We start from the raw sequence: 16964 nt of genomic DNA, 5'->3' as shown, positions 1-16964 counted from the left end.
ATGGAAATCGACCTGTCCGCCTTTCATTTCCTGCGTCCACTCTGGCTTCTGGCAGTGTTACTGGGTGTCTTGCTGCCTCTGCTCTGGCACCGAAGCCAAGACGTTGTCCGACGTCTGCAAGGCAGTATTGCCCCGCATCTATTGCCGCACCTGCTGCTGACGCCCCGGGATAACCCGCGCTTGCGCCCGGTGCACCTGATCAGCGCTTTGCTGGTGCTGGGTGGCCTCGCCACTGCCGGACCGACCTGGGAGCAGGATCGCCCTCCCTTTCTAGAGAACAAGGCGCCCCTGATCCTGGCTCTGGATCTGTCGCCGTCGATGAATGCCGACGATACCTCGCCGACTCGTCTGGAGGCTGCCAGGCACAAGCTCCATGACTTGATTGCGCGTCGCACAGGCGCGCGTACCGGGTTGCTTGTCTATGGCGGTAGTGCTCATCTCGTGCTGCCGCCTACCGAGGATGCGGCGTTGCTGAACAGCTTCCTCCAGGCACTCTCCAGCGAACTGATCGAACGACCTGGCAAGGATGTAGTGGGTGTGATCGACCAAGCCCGACGCTTGCTCGATGCCGAAGGCGGACCGGGCAGCTTGGTCCTGCTCACCGATGGCGCCGACACGAGTCAGCTCGACGAGATCGGCAAACACCTGGCGGGTAGCAAGCTACAAATGCTGGTGCTCGCCGTGGGCAGCGCCGACGCCGGCATCATCCGTATGGCCGACGGCCAGCCGCGGACCGATGCCAGTGGCCGGCCGGTGCTCGGCAGCTTCGACAAGGCAGCCCTGGAAAAACTGGCCGAAGCTGCCGATGCGCCATTGGGCAGCTTGACCCTGAACAACGACGACCTCGACTGGATCGAGCTGCATGCGCAGCGGCATTTCGTGGCTGCCAGCGATGAACAACGGGAAAGCCAGTGGAAGGATGCCGGTTATTGGCTGACCTGGCCATTGCTGGTACTTGCCTTTCTCTGCGTGCGGCGCGGCTGGAGCCTGAACTGGAGCGCCGCCCTGCTGCTGGCACTGAACCTGACGGTGCCGCAACCAAGCCGCGCCGAGGGGGTGGCCGATGCCTTTCTTACCCCAGACCAACAAGGCCGCTGGGCTTTCAAACAGGGGCATTACCTGACCGCCGCCGCCCACTTCAAGGACTCTTACTGGAAAGGCATAGCCGCCTACCGTGCTGCCGACTACGACCTGGCTCTGGCCAGCTTCGCGCGTCTGGATAGCGCGCCGGCCTATTTCTACCAGGGCAATATTCACACCCGCCGCTTTCATTTCGACGAGGCCATCACGGCCTATCGCCGGGCGCTCGAATTGCAACCGCAATTCCCCGAAGCCAGCGCCAATCTGGCCTTAGCCATCGCTCTGCAGAAAGACCACGACGCCGCTGCGGAAAAGGCCCCCAATCTCAAACCGGACGAAGTGAAATTCGATCAATCCGGCAGCAGCCAGGGCGAAACCGTACAGACTCCGCAAGCGTCCTCCGATGCGCTGTGGTTGCAGAATCTCAGTACCTCGCCGGCGAAATTCCTCAAGCAAAAATTCAGCCTGCAGGATGCCGCTAACCAAGCTCGGGGAGCGGTCCGGCCATGAAGCGCTTGCTGCTTTTGCTCTGCTGCCTGCTGTCCCTGCCGGTTCGCGCCGATGAGCCGCAGGTACGCGTGGAAAGCCGCCTGCAACCCTCGGCTACGGCCATGGTCGGCGGTACTGTGCGCCTGGAGGTGGATGTATTGGTGGACAGCTGGTTTACCCGCGCACCACAGTTGCCCGACCTGCAACTGTCTGGCGCGTTAGTGATGCCGCCGAGCGGTGCAGCCGAACACCTCACTGAAACGCGCGATGGCACCACTTTTTTCGGCCTGCGCTACGCCTACCGGATCACCCCGAACCGAACGGGCGACTTCGACATTCCAGCGCTGAGCATCCGCCTCATGCCCGCTCAAGCCAGCGGTGAGATGCAGGTACACACTGCAGCTCTGAGTTTCAGCGCCCGCCAGCCACCTGGATTCGCCGCCGGTCAGCCGGTGCTGGTGGCCCAGGCACTACGCTTCAGCCAGCAACTGGAAAAACCGACCGAGTCGTTGAAAGTGGGCGATAACCTTACCCGCGAGCTGCGCCTGGAAGCGGATGGCGCAGAAGCCATGCTGCTACCGCCACCCAGGCTGCTGGAGGATATCGCGGGGTTGCGCCGCTACGCAGAGGCGCCTCTGATACAAGCACTGGACGATGGGCGCGGCAATATCAAGGGCGGACAGCGGATCGACAGGGTCAGCTATCGTATCGATAAACCTGGTCATTACCGCCTGCCAGCCATCGACTTGCAATGGTGGGATATCACTACCAGTCAGGCGCGCAGCGCCAGCGTGCCGGCGCTGGAATTCGACGCCCAGACCAATAACGCCTACCAGGTACCTTTCTCAGTTACCGAGGATCTTGAGCGCCTGAGCCAAAGCACGCGCCTGCATCTGTCGCGCCACGGGCTGGATCTGGCCGCCCTGCTACTGGTTGCTTGGTTACTCTGGCACTTCGGTCGGTTACAGGCGCCGCGCGCCCGTGCCGCCTGGCAACGATGGCAGGCAGCGCGCCAAGCTGCTTGGCTAGCCTCCCCCGAGCATGCCTGGCAGCAGGTACGCGATCAACTGAATGGCCAACCGCCGCAGCTTGGTGCGCTCTATCTCTGGGTACGCCGTATCCAGGGCGACAGCGGGTTGCTGGCTCTCGCCAGGCGCCTCGATCCCGGCCTGGCGCAGCGACTGCTAGGTTCGCTCGGCGCACGTTTCGGCTACTCGAGCGGCACATCAAAAAACCTGCATGACTTTGAACAACCGCTGCAGAGCTTGCACAAGCACGTGAAACGGCTGCGCCCGCAATCCTTCCCCTGCCATGGATTGCGGCCTCTCAACCCGCATCAAGCGATCCAAACTAAGGACCACTCATGAACCGACCGCCCATTCCTGCTCATACCGTGCGCTGGTTCTGTCTGGTACTGCTCTGGCCGCTGTTGCTGCAGGCGGCCGAATCTTTGCCTTCATGGCACGACGGCCCTTCGAAGAACGCTATTGTGACCTTCGTCGAGGCGGTCACCCGCGAAGGCTCGAAGGACTTCGTCGCTCCCGCCGAGCGCATCGCTGTGTTCGACAACGACGGCACTCTGTGGAGTGAACAGTCGATGTACTTCCAGGTGCTGTTCGCCTTTGATGAGGCGAGGCGTCTGGCACCGCAGTATCCCGAGTGGAAGCAGAAGCAGCCGTTCAAGGCGCTGCTCGAAGGCGATCAGAAAACCATGACCGCCAGTGGCATGGACGGGGTGAGCAAGATTGTCGCCGCTACCCATACCGGCATCAGCACCGAGATTTTCATTGCCAACGTACGCGCCTGGTTGGCCAAGGCACGCCATCCACAGAAAGACCGGCCCTACACCGAGCTGGTCTACCAGCCAATGCTGGAACTGCTGGATTATCTGCGCGCCAAGGAATTCAAGCCTTACATAGTCTCCGGCGGCGAGGTGGCCTTCATGCGCGCCTGGGCGCCCGAGGTCTATGGCATCCCGCCGGAACAGATTATCGGCACCCGTTTTGTCAGCCAGTATCAGTACAACAATGGCAGGCCGCTGATCCTGCGTACGCCCAGGCTGGCGCACAACGATGACGGCCCAGGCAAGCCGGAAAGTATCGACGCAATCATCGGCCGTCGCCCCATTCTCGCCTTCGGCAACTCCGACGGCGACCTGCAGATGCTGCAGTGGACGGCAGCCGGTTCGGGCAAGCGCTTCATGGGCCTGGTGCACCACACCGACGCCAAGCGCGAATGGGCTTATGACCGGCAATCGAAGATCGGTCGACTGGACAAGGCCCTGGACCAGGCCAGGGCGGACGGCTGGACGGTGGTGGATATGCAGGCGGAGTGGAGCAGGGTCTACCCCTCCGATTGAACCGTTAGAAAGAGCAGAACTGCTGACCGGAAGTAGGCAAATGTCACGGCCATCGGGCCGCTACAGGGGAAGTATCCGGAGCACGCGATTGGTTACCAGAAGGTAACTGAATACAGTGAAACGGAGGCAAAACAATGACGTGCATACGCAAATGGCGGCTACCGACATTCAGTCTGGTGGCCGCTTCGGTCATGGGGCTTTCGGCGTCAGCCGGGGCTGCGGATAAACCCAACATACTGGTGATCTTCGGTGACGACATCGGCCAGACCAACATCAGTGCCTATGCCATGGGGGTGACAGGCTACAAGACGCCGAACATCGACCGCATCGCCAAGGAAGGCATGCTCTTCACCGATTACTACGCGGAGAACAGCTGCACTGCCGGGCGCTCAAGCTTCATCACCGGGCAGACACCATTGCGCACTGGGTTGTCCAAGGTAGGTGTGCCGGGTGCGGCGGTTGGCTTGCAGGCACGTGATGTCACTATTGCCCAGGCGCTCAAGGCAGCAGGCTACGCTACTGCTCAATTCGGCAAGAACCATTTGGGCGATCGCGATGAGTACCTGCCGACCAAGCATGGTTTCGATGAGTTCTTCGGCAACCTCTATCACTTGAATGCCGAAGAGGAACCGGAGCGTCCTTACTGGCCAAAAGATCCCAACGATCCTTTTGTGAAGAATTTTTCGCCCCGTGGCGTAATTCACTCTCATACTGACGGTAAGGTCGAAGACACCGGTGCGTTGACCAAGCAACGCATGGAAACCATTGACGATGAAACCACCGCTGCAGCTCAGGAATTCATCAAGAAACAGGCGGCGGCCGACAAGCCATTTTTCGTCTGGATGAATACTACGCGCATGCACTTTGCCACCCATGTGCGCGAATCGATGCTGGGTCAGAGTGGAATGCCCGGCAACGAGTATGCCGACGGTATGCTCGAGCATGACGGCGATGTCGGCAAGTTGTTGAAAACCCTCGATGATCTACAGCTCACCGAGAACACTATTGTGGTCTACACCACCGACAACGGCCCTAATCGCTTTACTTGGCCGGATGCAGCAACCTCGCCGTTCCGCAACGAGAAGAACTCCAACTACGAAGGAGCTTTCCGCGTACCGGCGATGGTTCGCTGGCCGAATCACATCAAGCCAGGGGAAGTCTCCAACCAGTTGTTCTCTGGCCTCGACTGGTTCCCGACCTTGCTTGCCGTGGCCGGTATTGCTGATGTCAAAGACAAGCTGCTCAACGGTTGGGCGCCGGCCGCAGGGGGACCGAGCTTTAAGGTTCACCTCGATGGCTACAACCAGCTGGATTATCTGACCGGTAAGACCGACAAGAGCGCGCGTAACGACTTCTACTATTTTAACGATGATGGCGATCTAGTGGCGATGCGCTTCGATAACTGGAAAGCCGTGTTCTGCGAACAGCGCAAGCCTGGCGGTTTCGATGTCTGGCGTGAACCTTTCACCTGCTTGCGTGTACCGAAGATATTCAATCTGCGCATGGATCCCTACGAGACTGCCGATATCGTCTCTGATCAGTATGACAAGTGGTTGGCAGAAAACGCTTACTTGACTGCCATCGCCACGATGAAGGCCTCGACGTTCCTGGAGACCTTCGTTGCGTACCCACCGAGCCAGCACCCGGCAAGCTTCAGCATCGACCAGGTGCGCAAAGCTGTCGATGCGAAGATCGAAGAGAAGATGCGCCAACCATAAAAACAGTGATGCACCTGTATCGCCCTCCCGTCAGGAGGGCGATCAGCCCTTGCCGGATATGCGGCAGGGCCGAACTCCAGACGCCGGACATAAGGCCAACACTCGATGCCTCCCGCCACTCGCTCTTCTCATCATAGCCGCACACCTTCAACTGTCTGCCAGACGCAGCCAGACTGGTACGTGTTGTATTCGGCCAGCCTGCTGCTGGTTTCCGGCTGCGCTGCGCTGATCTACCAGATACTGTGGATAAAACAACTGTCGCTGGTAGTCGGGGTGGAGGTGTATGCCATTACCACCGGTGTCAGTGCTTTTTTCGCCGGACTGGCCCTGGGTGGCTTCTTGTTCGGCCGCTGGGCTGATCGTCTGGCGCGACCGATGTATCTCTATGCCGTGCTGGAGCTGGCAGTGGCCATCCTGGGTATCGGTGCTACCATCGGCTTTGCCCATGCCGCCGGTCCTTTCGCCCGTCTGGAAAGCAGCATCGGCGCAATGGCCTGGGTCTTACCCTTTCTGCTGGTGGGCCTGCCAGCGCTACTGATGGGTGGTACCCTGCCGGTACTGGTACGTGCTCTGGCTCCCTCCGCAAACCAGCTTGGCTCGGCCGGTGGGTACCTGTACGCGGCCAATACCAGCGGCGCCATCGCCGGCACCCTGCTCAGTGCTTTTCTGCTGATTCCCCAGCTTGGTGTATTTGGCAGCGCCTGCGCCGCCGCCACACTCAACCTGCTGGCGGCCTTGGGCGCATTCGGGTTGCAACAGCGTAGCCATACGCAGCCACAAGAAGCCGCTCGACCAGTCGTCACCAAGTCGCCCCAGACTCGTCTGGCGATCGGGCTTTATGCCGTGGCTGGCGGCATTGCCCTTGGCTACGAGGTGGTCTGGTCACAGTCCATCATCCAGTTCATGAGTACCCGCACCTATGCTTTCGCCGTCGTGCTGGCTACCTATCTCGCCGGTCTGGCCCTGGGTAGTGCGCTATACGCCAAGCGCGCCGACCGCATTCGCGACCCTTGGAGCTGGTTCGCTCTGTTGATCGCTGGTGCCGGGTTGCTGGCATTGCTGGAGATCGCCGGCCTAGGCCTCTGGCTAATCTCGCTACAGAGTCAGGCAGAAAGCCTGGTGCTGGGTCTGACAGGCAGCGAGCTGGCAGGGATGTGCGCACGCTTTGCCGTGGCTGCCCTATATATCGTCTTTGTGCCCACCACCCTGCTCGGTGCGGCCTTCCCCATCGCTTTGCGCCTGTCGGTAGACAGCTGTCAGGTCGGCCGCGACGTAGGAACAGTGGTGGCGCTGAATACCTTGGGCGGCATAGCCGGGGTGATGCTTTGCGGCTTCTGGCTGATCCCGGCCTTGGGTCTGGTGTACACCCTGGTGAGCCTGGCGCTGCTGGCCACCGCCATCGGCATTCTGGCAGTGGGCGCTGGTCACCAGCGTGGCCGACGCCAGGCCGTCTGGGCTATTGGCCTGGTGGTCTTGGCGACCGGGCTGCTGACACCAGTCGAGCGTCTGGCTGAGTTGTTGCCCGGGGCGCGCAAAGGCAGTCTCGTTTTCTACGAGGAAGGTCGTGGCGGCACCGTGGCAGTGACCACTCAGGGTGCGTTGCCACGGCGCTTCAATCGCCTGTATATCCAGGGGGTTTCCAACACTGGCGACGCCATGCCGTCGCTGCGCTACATGCGCTTGCAGGCGCTGCTGCCGCTGCTCATCCATCAAAGCGAGTCGCGTTCGGCACTGGTTATCGGTTTCGGTACCGGAATCACCGCCGGCGCTCTGCTGCGTTATCCGCAACTGGAGCAGCGGGTAGTGGCCGAGCTGCTGCCGGCGGTGGTACGTGCCGCACCGTTGTTCAAGGGTAACTACAACGCGGCGGGTGATCCTCGTCTGGAAATCCGCCTGCGCGATGGCCGCCGCGAGTTGCTGCGCAATCCGCAGCGCTACGATCTGATCACTCTGGAACCGCCGCCGCCCTCGGCCTCTGGAGTGGTCAACCTCTACTCCCGCGACTTTTACCAGCTTGCCGCCGAGCGGCTGCAACCAGGTGGCCTGCTGGCTCAGTGGTTACCGCTGGCAACGCAAAATATGGAAGATAGCCGCGCCCTGGTGCGCAGCTTCCTTGATGTCTTCCCTCACGCCAGCCTCTGGACCACCGAATTTCACGAGACGCTACTGGTCGGCTCCCGCCAGCCCATCGAATTGGATGTCTCGCGCATCGCCCAGCGCTTCGCCCAACCGGAAGTGCACAGTGCCCTACAAGAAATCGGCATCGCCTCGCCGGCAGCGCTGCTGGCCACCTGGATCACCGACCGTCAGGGGCTGGAGCGTTTCGCCGGAAATACCCCAGCAGTGACCGACGATCAACCACGTATCGAGTACGCTCCATGGGTACATGCCAACGAAATCACCCGCACCCTGCCAGCCTTGCTGCAACAAGCAAGTGCGCCGCCGTTGCGTAATACCGATGAAGCCATGAACGTCGCGTTGCGAGATCAGCAGCAGCGTCTGTGGCGCTTCTATGAGGTTGGCTTGCACGCCTATCGTGGCGAGCGCCAGGCCTGGGCTCGCGAATTCGCCGAGGTGATGCGCGAAGACGGCGGCAATCCCTATTACCGCTGGTTTTTCGGAATGCAGCCTTGAATCTTTGGAGCCTCGGATCTGCTCTCTCTTGAGAAACGCTCACTCGCTTAGCGGAAGCCAGCATGTCGAAACGCAAGAAAAGGGTCGCAAGCCCTGCGCAGTCACCATTAGCCTCTCGCCCCACGCGCTCAATCCTTTCAGTAATTATCGGCCTCCTGCTGCTCGGCTTGGGGGGGGGGCTGTTCATTCGAAGCGGTACGCTCGCATTACCTGGTATTCGGGTTGAGCCGACCCAGCCAGAGCAAATCGTGCAACTGCTGCCTTTCGCAAGTCTGGTGGACGAGACTCAATGCGCTGGCTGTCATGTCCAGCAGGTCAAGGACTGGCAGGGTTCCCATCATCAATTGGCGATGCAGGAGGCGAATGAGAGCAGCGTACTGGGCGACTTCAAAGATGTCAGCTTCAAGGACGACAGAGAGACCACCCGCTTCTTTCATAAAGACGGCGGGTTTTGGGTCAATACTCCCAACCAGGACGGCAAGCCAGCAGATTTCAAAGTGGCCTATGCTTTTGGTATCGCCCCGCTGCAGCAGTACTTGATCGAACTCTCCGACGGTCGTTTACAAGCACTGGGCCTGGCTTGGAATACCGAGAAGCACGTCTGGTTCCACCTTTATCCAGGCCAAGGTGTGGACTTCAAGAACCCCCTGCATTGGAGCAAACCGCAGCAGAATGCTAACTTCATGTGCGTGGAGTGCCATACCACCGGCTTCAGGCGTAATTTCGATCCTGCCGCCAACCGCTTTGCCAGTCAGTGGCACAGTCTGGGAGTGGGCTGCCAAGCCTGCCATGGCCCGGCCTCGCGCCATTTGGCATGGACGACCAAGCAAGCTGGCGGAGTCAATGCAGGCTTTGCTCAAGAGTTGAGCAAGGTGGACAACCTCACTGAAGTGGAAACCTGCGCCCGTTGTCATGCTCGTCGGGCTCCGCTGGGGGATGGCTTCCACAACGAGCAGCGACTGATGAACGACTACCTGCCCAGCGCGCTGACCCGCGAGCTCTATGAGCTGGACGGCAAAATCAAGGACGAGGTATTCGAATACGGAGCGTTCACCCAGAGCAAGATGTTCGCCAAGGGGGTGCGTTGCAGCAATTGCCACAATCCCCACAGTACAGCGCTGAAGGTATCGGGTAACGGTGTCTGTCTGCAGTGCCACAACCTTGCAGGCCAAAGCGGCATCGCCGGTATCGATGCTAAAGGTTTGCAGGCGAAGGATTATGAATCTCCCGAACACCATCACCACGCACAAGGCCAGGCTGGCTCGCAATGTGCCGCTTGCCACATGCCGGGCAAGTTCTACATGGGCAACGACTTCCGTCACGACCATGGTTTCAGCTCGCCCGATCCGGTGCGTGCCTTGAAGCTGGGTACACCGGATGCCTGCCTTGGCTGCCACCGTGATCGGCCAGAGCCGCAGGTCGTCGAGCAGTTCCACCGCTGGTACGGTGAAGACAAGCTCAGCGTTCCGCGTTACGACGAGACTCTGTGGCTGGTACGCAACGGTAAGCCGGGAGCCACACGCGCACTGTTCCAGCAATTGGAATCCAGGGATCTGCCGGCCATCCACCGAGCCACTCTGCTGGCCGAATTGCCCACCTACCCCAGCGAGCGAGCGTTGAAGATAGCAGCCATCGATTTAGCCAATTCAGCACCACAGGTGCGCGAAGCAGCCATCAAGGCCATAGCCGCCCTGTTACCTTCCGAGCAGCGCCGCAATCTGCTGGTTCCCCTGCTGAACGATCCAGTACGCGCGGTACGCATCAGCGCAGCCTACGAACTGCTGGGTTTGCACGACATGAGTCTGGGCAACTACGAAAAAAGCTGGGGCAAAGCCATCGGCGAATACGAAACCGTACAGTTGAGCGTGCAGGAGCGCGCCGAGGCCAATCTCAACCTGGCGATGCTATATCAGGCTAACGGCCGCTCCGCTGCTGTAGAGCCGTATCTTCGGGCAGCACTGCAACGCGATCCGGACTTTCTTCCGGCGCTAGTTAGCCTGGTCCAGTGGTTGCACAGCAATTATCGCGAGGAAGAAGGCCGCAGGTTGCTGGATCAAGGTTTACGGCAGCATCCGCAATCTACCTTGCTGCACCACGCCAACGGTCTGGCACTGATACGCAAAGGTGATCGCGCGGGAGCCTTGCAGGCTCTTGCCATGGCTGCACGGCTGGAACCACAGAATACGCAGTACGGTTTCGTGCTGGCGGTCGCACTGCACGACAGTGGCAATCAGCAGGCGGCGCTCGAACAACTGAGGAGCATGTTGCAACGCCAGCCGAGCAACCGTAGTGTTCGACTGGCTCTCGTGGAGTATCTGAACGAGGCTAAGCAGTATTCCAAGGGGATCGAACTGCTGGAAGAACTGCGTCAGATAAACCCGGCAGATCCGATATTGCAGACAGTGCCCTCAGGTTCTGGGAGTAGTGACTTAAATCACTAGTTGTTTACTACTCCTTTCAAAACCTGCGTCTGAGCTTTCTCCAACAGATGATCGAGCAGCCCAGCAACGTCAGTACGTAATGAATATCCAGCCTACACTCATAGCGTATGGTCAGTCTTCGCATCTGATTCAGCCAGGCGAACGTACGCTCAACTACCCACCGATAACGTTCCAGTTGCTCTCCGGAATCGGTTTCCCTGCGGGCAATTCGGATTCCGAGCTCTACAGCTTTCGCGGCAACGGCGACAGTCATAAGCCTTGTCAGCGTGTACCTTGCGTGATCAATGACGTGGACGCCCTCGCTTTGCTCGTATCGCGGGGATGGAGTGCAGCAGTGATACGAAGGGCACGCTGTCATGTATGTTGGCCCCGAGAACACCAGCCCCAGAGGAATTCCCTGCCCATAGGTGATCAGGTGCCGTTTGCTACCAGCTCGCCCACGGCCCGGGGGGTTGGGCCTTATGGCTGAGCCCCCTTTTTCGCCCTGAAGGACACGCTGTCGGCGGCGGCTCGCTCCCAGTCAATGGCATCGGCCCAGACTAGCTGCTCGAGCAGGGTCACATGTAGTGTCTTCCAGACGCTGGCCTCATGCCAGTCTCTGAGTCGTATCCAGCAGGTGATACCTGAGCCGTAGCCCATTTCCTGTGTGAGTCGCTCTCATAGCATGCAAAACAAAGATGATGCCGGACAGCGCTTCACGATCCGGCACTCTGGGCCGGCCCCCGTGTGGACTGGGAGGCACCTTTAGGAGAAGAGGATGAACAAATGCCCGAGCATTTGTTCAAGTTTTACAGTTCATCGCCGACCATGGCCATAGAGCATTTTTGATTTAAATATATACATAATCTAGGCTGTGTGGGCTCTTTCTCGGGAGATCGGTATGCACGCCTACTCGCAAGACCTGCGTGATCGTGTTCTGGGGGCTCTCCAGCGTGGCGAGCGCCCGAGCGACATTGCTCGGCGCTACGAAGTCAGCCGGCTGTGGGTGTATCAAGTGCGCAAGCGCTTCGAGGCAACCGGGCAGCGCCACAGCTTGCCGGTAGGTGGTCATCGACGCTCCCGGATCGCTCACCGGGAAGCCGACATTCGTCACTGGATCGAAGCCACGCCGGATATGACGCTCGCCGAACTGAGCGAGCGACTGGCCCAGGAGGGAATCCAGATCAAAGTCCCGGCGTTGTGGTACCAACTCGACAAGTGGGGTCTGAGCTTCAAAAAAAACTCTGCACGCCAGCGAGCAAGCACGCGTCGACGTGCAGCAGGCACGCCGTGACTGGCAACAGGCCCAGCCGATGCTTGATCCTGAACGTCTGGTCTTTCTCGACGCGACCTGGGCCACGACCTGCATGACGCGTCTGCGCGGTCGTTCGCCTCGGGGGCTGCGCTGCATAGCCTCGGTGCCCCACGGCCACTGGAAGACCACGACGTTCATTGCCGGCTTGCGGCAAGGGGCGCGTGCTCGACGGCCCGATGAACGGAGCGGTCTTCCTGGCCTATGTGCGCACCTGGCTGTGCCCCACGCTGCGGCCCGGGGACATCGTGGTGGCCGACAACCTATCCTGTCACAAGGTTGCCGGTGTCAGGGAAGCGATCGAAGCCGTGGGTGCCAGCCTGCGCTATCTACCGCCTTACTCGCCGGATCTGAACCCGATCGAGAAGATGTTCTCCACACTCAAGGCCTTGCTGCGCAAGGCTGGGATGAGAACGGTCGATACGCTCTGGGATGAAATCGGCAGGCTGCTCGATGCGTTCACGCCAAGCGAATGCAGTAACTACTTCGCAGCCTGCGGATATGGCAATACTTAAAACGAAAGTGCTCTAAGCGGCAGTTTTTGTAGCCGCTCGTAGGTCCATGATTCAGAGACCGCCACATACAAAAGAACCGTTTTCTGGTCCAATGTCTTGACGATTAACGTCTGATAGGGGTCAGCAGCACGGATCTCACCAAAAAATTTAATCACACTGTACTCCTGTTCACAGGCTGAAAAGGAGAAAGCCCCCAGGGGGCTTTTCCCCTGACGGGCTTGGATTTACTTAAAAAGTTCTTTGGCAGCGATCAACAAGGTGTTTTCACGAATGTCCTCGTGATCGCTCAACTGCGCTTGGCAACAGACCCGGAAGCTGAACGGGTGAATCTCGTCCGATAGCAACCAGTCCATGGCTTCGCGCCAGGTTTCTTCACTTACCTGGCGGTTAACAATCTGCCGCAAGGTGAGTATCAGCAGGTATTCGCGTAGCCACTCAACGTAATCATGAGTGGTTTCAGCGAATGCCCGCAGCGCTTCCAGTTCCTCGTCCGACAACGCCAGAAGGTCGACGAACTCCAGCTGTACGATCCGCTGTTTCGGCGCTTTCTTGCGCAGCCGGCTCGTAAATGAGCGCCGCTGAATCACAACCTGCTCACCGAACAAATCGAGCGCAGGCAAGGACAGTGCAGTATTTTCCATTTTGGGCCTCACCAAACCGCCAGAGGCCTCCCACCAGGGTTGGCCCCTGGCGGGTTAATGGTTAAATCAGGTGACTAGCGAACTAACTAGCCTCTCGAATAGAACTGAGGGTCAGTTCCTCACATGCTGCGTGAGCGCCTGTTTTCGATGAAACTGCGCAACTGGCGAACGGGAGGAAATCCAAGGATGCCCTGTCCCACCAGCACGTCGTTCCAATCGATCCCTTTTGCCTTTGCCGCAATAGCCAACTGAGGCAAGAGAACGATCACACTGATGCCGTTGGCTTCCAGCCGCGCTTTCAGGACATTGGCCGCCACCTCTCCGGTACGGGAGCGATCACGATCAGCCCAGATAATGACGGTGTGTACCCCTTCCGGACATTCAAAGGTCTTCATCAGCTGTGCATTGACGGTCGACCAGGTTGCAATTCCCGTCGCCCGATAAGCCGATAAAGCCGTTTCCAGTCCTTCAGCCAAACCCAGGATGCCTTCGACAGGCTCTGCAAGCGGGATTGCCCCGCCGTTCAGGTCCAACCCTTCCGGCACCGACATCATCTTGCGGCATTCTGCAACCTTGGCTTTTTTACCGTGGTTCGACAGATAGGTCCGATGCAATGTGATCAACTGGCCATCTACGTCACGAATGGCCGTGACAATGGCTGGGAATGTCCCCACCTCGACCATCCTGCCTTCAGCATTTTCTTCCCAGTACGGCAAATTCGGATGAAACCGAATACTGTCGCCCTGTTCAAGGGTACCGAAGCGCACCAGAACCTTGCGCTCCTGAAAATAGCGATGCAGCGGTGCTGCGATCTCGCTGGCAATGGGCAGGCATTCATCCCATACCTTCAGGATCTTCAACTGCTGGGTACCTGGTTGAGCGTCATGGCGCTTACGCCGCTCAGTTTGCTGTTCCATTTTAGTTTGCACGGCGTGTAGCCAATCTGGACCCTGTTGGGTTTCCTTAAAGAGAGGAACGACTCCTGTTGTCGAGGCTGAAGCCTCTTCATCAGCCAGCGTTTCTTCTTCACGGATTGGTTGCTCGCAAGCCACCACTCGCAAGCGTGATGCCGATTGCCCACCATTAGATTGAGCCTGGCAGAGCCGATCAGTCGTCTCCGTTTGCTCATGCTCACGAACGGCAGAATGATTAATGACCTCCCATGTATTGCGGTGAGTCGCTATCGATTCTTCGTGGAGCAATTCGCCATGGTCATCGAGCACTTCACGAACCACCGTAACCGCTTCCCGGCCACGATTGAGCATCGTCACCTTGTCGCCACACGTGGCCCCGCTTTCAGTCAGGGCACGTTCGATATCGACTCCCCAGATTGTTCGTTCGATACCATGGGCACTTTGCAGTGTCGCGAAATAGCTCATCTCGTTTTCTGGCTTGTGCTCATACCGAGCCGGACCAAAATTAACGAGCTCACCTTTACTGCTGAACCGTGAGGTTTTCGCCTCGGGCAGCTTCTGACGGTCCTGTTGAGCCGGCGGGATGATTCGCTGAGCTTTTCGGTAGAGCTTCTCAGCGTTCAGGTTATCCCCGACCTCCATCAGGCATTGATCGAACGACCAACCCCTGAGCCACATCAGCAGCTCGAAGCCATCATGGCGAGTACCACAGGTATTGCAGACTCCACCTCCGGTTTCATGGGCATCCTTGAACAGCCGAAAGCCATCCTTGCCACCATGTATCGGGCATGGAACATGACGACCGGGCTTGCGCAAGGCGGGTTCAAGTTCAGGCGCGAGCGAGGCCAGCACAAACAGCCATTGACCCGCGATCGCCTGACGGACAGTTTCAGCTTTGTAGTAATAAGACATTGAATTTCTCCTGGTCGAGTTGATAGCGGGACTGCCCTGGTCCCTGGAAATCCGGGCTTCGAGTACGTCTGCTATCGCCAAAGGCGCCAGGAAAGAAGCCCATGCAGGGACTACTTTCCCGGCATGGGTTTGAAAGAATGAAATGAACCGATCAGATCGGTACGGCTAGCGTGCTTTCCACTCGGGAAGGCGAGAGACCTCATCGAGACGAGAAGAATCGTCTACGAAGCGGTAGCCCATATCGAATAACGCTTTGAGGGTGTCCTGAGGCGAGCGGTATACCCCGTGGGCAAAGAACCCGATTCGATCAAAACAGGTATAGCGGTAGCTGCCCTGTTGCTGAGGATCGGGACTGATAAATGCCCATTGAGTTGTTTCTGCGTTACGCACAATGGTGCCCATGAGGCCACACTGCTGCAGCTCATTAAGCAATGAGCGCCATTGATTCTCGCGTTCACGCCAATCATTAATAATGCCTGGGCAATCCAGGGTTTCCAGGTATTGCCGCAGACGGTCAGACAGCAGATTTCTGCTTAAGAGATGGGCGTCCGGAAACACTTGAGTGATACCGGCCTGTTGTATGTCCATGGTGCGTCTCCTACAAAAAAAGGGGCGCACCATTCCCGGAAAGGGGCGGTTTCGCCCCAGGGGGATTGGAAAAATTGGAAAATCTTGAACGTTATATTGCTGTTTGTTTATGCAGGCCAGCTACCTTTTCAACTGTCCCGAAGGATCAGTCAACGTATTCTCACGCTTTCCAAGAGGCCATCATAAGTCGTAGAGGGTGTCTTGGAAAGCGTACTGTGGGTGCGCGGCGATCTCGATGAGGCACATTGAGCCGAGTGAACTCGCCAACATTGGATCGTCCATGCCTCCTCTACTCGGCGAAAATGAGAAAGCCCCTCCGCCGCAAGGCAGTGGGGCTTTTCTAGCTGTTACTCTTGGACTTCGACTTTCAGTTCGGCAGGCAGTTTTATTTTAGAAATCACTGCCAAGTGATATGTCTGGCCATCATCTTCGCTCCAAATCTGATCCGTCAGTCCATCCAATGAATCCTGGTCTGGAATTGGATCAAGCTTGGATTCCATCAGCCGGTAGTAATAAACATGGTAGTTAAGCGTCAGGGCGTTGGACATTTGGCGCATCCAAAAATATTGCCCTTCGCTGGTTTGGTAGTTGTCGCTCAAAATAATGTCATATCTATCAAGGATATAATTGAAGAAAACATCTTGAGCAAGGCCATACAGAACAGCTGCATGCCGAGAATCGGTCGTGCGCCATACAAGCACTTGCGTTGCCGGGCGACAATTCATATCAAGCTGACCCGAAAACAGCACTTTATTGTAATAAACGACCGTCTTAGTCAGCTCGTTTACCAGCACGATTTCAAATCCATCAGGTCTCAACTTGCCTAGCCGACCATCGACACGTAGCAAGTGATAACCAGGCGGTAATGAGTGCTTGCTTTCAGCGCTGATATCAACCTTATCAGCCCATTGCTCGATCTCATTATAGAGACGTGAGTTAGCCTCTCGTATCACGAGATCGGCGAACAGTTCTCTAATCTTTGTTGGATTCAATACAAGTGTTGGCATTTCAAATCCTGCTCTGGATGCCAGACATACGATTCCACCCTGTGAAATACATTACATTCATGGCACATAAATATCTATTCCCTTAGACAGGGAAGCCGTGGTGAGTACCATCAGGCAGCTCAATATCGATGCGTAGCTTGCATCCAGTGGCCTCAACATAGCGTTTCAGCGTGGACAGTTTCAGGTTGCGACCTGGCTTTTCCATAACCGCTATGCATGGCTGCTTGATACCCAGTGCCAAGGCAATCTCATCGTATTTTGCGCGAGAGACCCCATACTGTTAGTGCGGGGAGGAATAGCGCGGCAGCGTAAGTTGCCCCTGTTCTCGCTCTCCTTTCACTGGCTATCTTTACAGTGCTTTGGGTAAAATGTGAC

Annotated in this window: 10 protein-coding genes and 2 pseudogenes; 7 read left to right on the top strand and 5 right to left on the bottom strand. The window is 57.9% G+C overall.

Annotation, left to right across the window (positions count from 1 at the left end):
• From FHR87_RS17070 to FHR87_RS17045, 6 genes are all read left to right on the top strand, one after another.
• Complete coding sequence (locus tag FHR87_RS17070; protein ID WP_183167947.1) at positions 1–1590, top strand: VWA domain-containing protein; 1590 nt, start codon at positions 1–3, stop codon at positions 1588–1590.
• Positions 1587–2936 carry a BatD family protein gene (locus tag FHR87_RS17065; protein ID WP_183167945.1) on the top strand — a complete coding sequence of 450 codons (1350 nt, stop codon included), beginning with the start codon at positions 1587–1589 and terminating at the stop codon, positions 2934–2936. The genes FHR87_RS17070 and FHR87_RS17065 overlap by 4 nt, the downstream gene beginning before the upstream one ends.
• Positions 2933–3928 (top strand): HAD family hydrolase, encoded by a 996-nt coding sequence (locus FHR87_RS17060; RefSeq protein ID WP_183167943.1) that lies wholly within the window; start codon positions 2933–2935, stop codon positions 3926–3928. Before FHR87_RS17065 ends, FHR87_RS17060 begins: the two co-directional genes overlap by 4 nt.
• Positions 3929–4062: 134 nt before the next feature.
• Positions 4063–5646 (top strand): arylsulfatase, encoded by a 1584-nt coding sequence (locus tag FHR87_RS17055; protein ID WP_183167942.1) that lies wholly within the window; start codon positions 4063–4065, stop codon positions 5644–5646.
• A gap of 105 nt (positions 5647–5751) precedes the next feature.
• Complete coding sequence (locus FHR87_RS17050; protein WP_183167940.1) at positions 5752–8280, top strand: fused MFS/spermidine synthase; 2529 nt, start codon at positions 5752–5754, stop codon at positions 8278–8280.
• A 62-nt stretch (positions 8281–8342) separates the two neighbouring features.
• Positions 8343–10721 (top strand): tetratricopeptide repeat protein, encoded by a 2379-nt coding sequence (locus FHR87_RS17045; RefSeq protein ID WP_183167938.1) that lies wholly within the window; start codon positions 8343–8345, stop codon positions 10719–10721.
• Positions 10722–10737: 16 nt separating this feature from the next.
• Here FHR87_RS17045 and FHR87_RS17040 read toward each other — a convergent pair.
• Positions 10738–11463: pseudogene (locus FHR87_RS17040) on the bottom strand (IS5 family transposase).
• Positions 11464–11601: 138 nt separating this feature from the next.
• Here FHR87_RS17040 and FHR87_RS17035 point away from each other — a divergent pair.
• Positions 11602–12527 (top strand): annotated as a pseudogene (locus FHR87_RS17035) (IS630 family transposase).
• 224 nt (positions 12528–12751) lie between these two features.
• Here the strand turns inward: FHR87_RS17035 and FHR87_RS17030 are convergent.
• The 4 genes from FHR87_RS17030 to FHR87_RS17015 form a co-directional block, all read right to left on the bottom strand.
• Positions 12752–13168: a hypothetical protein gene (locus FHR87_RS17030; protein ID WP_183167936.1), complete on the bottom strand. Its 417-nt coding sequence runs from the start codon at positions 13166–13168 to the stop codon at positions 12752–12754.
• Positions 13169–13287: 119 nt separating this feature from the next.
• On the bottom strand, positions 13288–14994 hold the full coding sequence (locus tag FHR87_RS19575; protein WP_183167935.1) for a DUF7146 domain-containing protein: 1707 nt from the start codon (positions 14992–14994) through the stop codon (positions 13288–13290).
• A 165-nt stretch (positions 14995–15159) separates the two neighbouring features.
• Positions 15160–15582, bottom strand: coding sequence for a hypothetical protein (locus FHR87_RS17020; protein ID WP_183167934.1), 423 nt, complete (start codon positions 15580–15582; stop codon positions 15160–15162).
• Positions 15583–15929: 347 nt separating this feature from the next.
• Positions 15930–16589 carry a hypothetical protein gene (locus FHR87_RS17015; RefSeq protein ID WP_183167933.1) on the bottom strand — a complete coding sequence of 220 codons (660 nt, stop codon included), beginning with the start codon at positions 16587–16589 and terminating at the stop codon, positions 15930–15932.
• Positions 16590–16964 lie beyond the last annotated feature (375 nt).

Source organism: Azomonas macrocytogenes, from assembly GCF_014191985.1.
Taxonomy (GTDB): domain Bacteria; phylum Pseudomonadota; class Gammaproteobacteria; order Pseudomonadales; family Pseudomonadaceae; genus Azomonas; species Azomonas macrocytogenes.
Note: the sequence above shows the minus strand (reverse complement) of the source record. Positions and strands in the feature narration are given on the sequence as shown.